This window comes from Candidatus Symbiothrix dinenymphae (assembly GCF_001431085.1).
Genome location: NZ_BBRU01000597.1, coordinates 1 through 1,891, shown reverse-complemented (window position 1 = coordinate 1,891; position 1,891 = coordinate 1). Strand labels below are relative to the sequence as shown.

General features: G+C 44.3%; 2 protein-coding genes. One reads left to right on the top strand and one right to left on the bottom strand.

Features of this window, described 5'->3' with window-relative positions; all coding sequences use genetic code 11:
• On the top strand, nt 1-327 hold a 327-nt coding region (locus ASC50_RS06535; RefSeq protein WP_162491151.1), incomplete at its 5' end, for a PD-(D/E)XK nuclease family protein.
• Nucleotides 328-611: 284 nt separating this feature from the next.
• On the opposite strand, the gene ASC50_RS07345 is transcribed toward ASC50_RS06535, so the two are convergent.
• Nucleotides 612-1,891 (bottom strand): leucine-rich repeat domain-containing protein (locus tag ASC50_RS07345; protein WP_158648554.1); only part of this gene is annotated, 1,280 nt, incomplete at its 5' end.

Here is a 1,891-nt window from a genome sequence, read left to right as displayed (position 1 = left end):
AAGGGCGAGCAAAAAGCCGGTCGTGCTGCACATATTTTTCAGACATTTGTTTATGCCTCTGTGTTGCTCCAAAAGCAAGAAACGATGTTGCCAATCGTCCCGCAGCTGCTCTACATCCGTCAGGCGCACCAAGAGGATTATTCGCCAACGATTGTGTTTGGCAAAGAAAAGGAACCGATTACCGACTTTCGCGAGCTGCAGTCCGAATTTAACGAGCTGTTAATGAGTAAAATAGACGACCTGTTCAATCCCGATATTCCGTTTACGCAAACGGAAATTGCCAGAAATTGTGAATATTGCAGTTTTAAGGAATTGTGTGACAGATAAAAATGGGTGCACGACAAATTTTCCCTTTGGAATTGCACGCACGGGAATATATTTGAGACATCTTCATCTTCATATTTCAATTGTCTGAATCAGGATTTTCAAGATGAAAGGATTGGCAGGATTATCTTCAATCCTGTCAATCCTTTTGTCTGAACTTTGATTTTCGTATGATTTTAATGATTTGTATGATTGTTTTTAATCATACAAATCATCTTAAAATCACAGTTCAGACGAAAATCACAGTTCAGACGAACATCATGGTAGAGACGTGGCGCGCCACGTCTCTACTGCTTCACCACCTTCAAAGTTTGCTCACCTATCCGCAGCAGATACACACCATTCGGCTCGCCGGACAAATCTATGCGGCTTTCGCGGGTCGTTTGCAGCAATTCGCCTCTCAGGTTGTGCACTTTGATTTCTGCGCCGTTGGGGTTGTTCACATATACTACGCCGGTGGTGGGATTAGGATAAACCTCCGGTATGGAATTAACGGCGCGAACTTCGGTTCCGCCACATTCATCAAGCTGCGCCTGCAAAGTTGCTATTTGAGATTGCAAGGTAGCTACTTCAGTTTGCAAGGTAGTTATTTGACCTTGCTTGCTTGTGCTGTCTGTTTGCAGAGTACTTACATGCGATTGCAATGCACCTTTTTCGCTTTGCAATGCAGCCTTTTCTGCTTGCAAGGTAGCTATTTGCCCTTGCTTGGTTGTGCTGTCCGCTTGCAAGGCTGCAACGTGCGCTTGACAGTCGTCTAATGTCGCATCTATCGCATCACTAATAATTCTGCCAAACACACTGATCCAACTGCTATTGGCGTAAGCACCTACTGCAGAAGCAGGCACATAAAGAGTGTCGACACTCACCGTAAAATTATCATCGCCTAGTAATGGTGGTGTAGTGGCAAGGCAAGTAACGAAGGTAAGACCGCTGCATTCTCGAAAAGCATACCGCTCGATAGAGGTCACACCGCCAGGTATCGTCACAGAAGTTAAACCGCGGCAAGCATAAAAAGCAAACTCTCCAATGCTTGTAACACCGTCAGGTAGCATTACTGAAGTTAAACTATCGCAACCCAAAAAAGCTCTCGAGCCGATAGTATCAACGCTGCTCGGTATGGTATATGATGCGCCTTGCTTGCCTGAGGGATAGTGGATAATGGTAGTTTTGTTCTTATTAAATACAACTCCATCTACCGCAGAAAGACTTGCATTGGCAGCATCGATGTTTATGGCAGTTGGTCCAATAGAGGAAACTATATTAGCAATAGTCGTCAGTCCGCTACCTATGTTTATTTCGGTTACACCTGAGCAACCGGAAAAAGTAGACTGCTCGATAGAGGTAACGCCGTCTGGTATCGTCACCGAAGTTAAGCCAGTGCAATAACTAAAAGCACCAAAGCCGATAGACGTAACGCTATTAGGTATCGTCACCGAAGTTAAGCCCTTGCAATTAAAAAAAGCATTTACGTCAATAGTATCAACGCTGCTCGGTATGGTATATGCGCCTGTTTTTTTTGCAGGGCATTGTATGAGCGTTGTTTTATTTTTATTGAACAATACGCCAT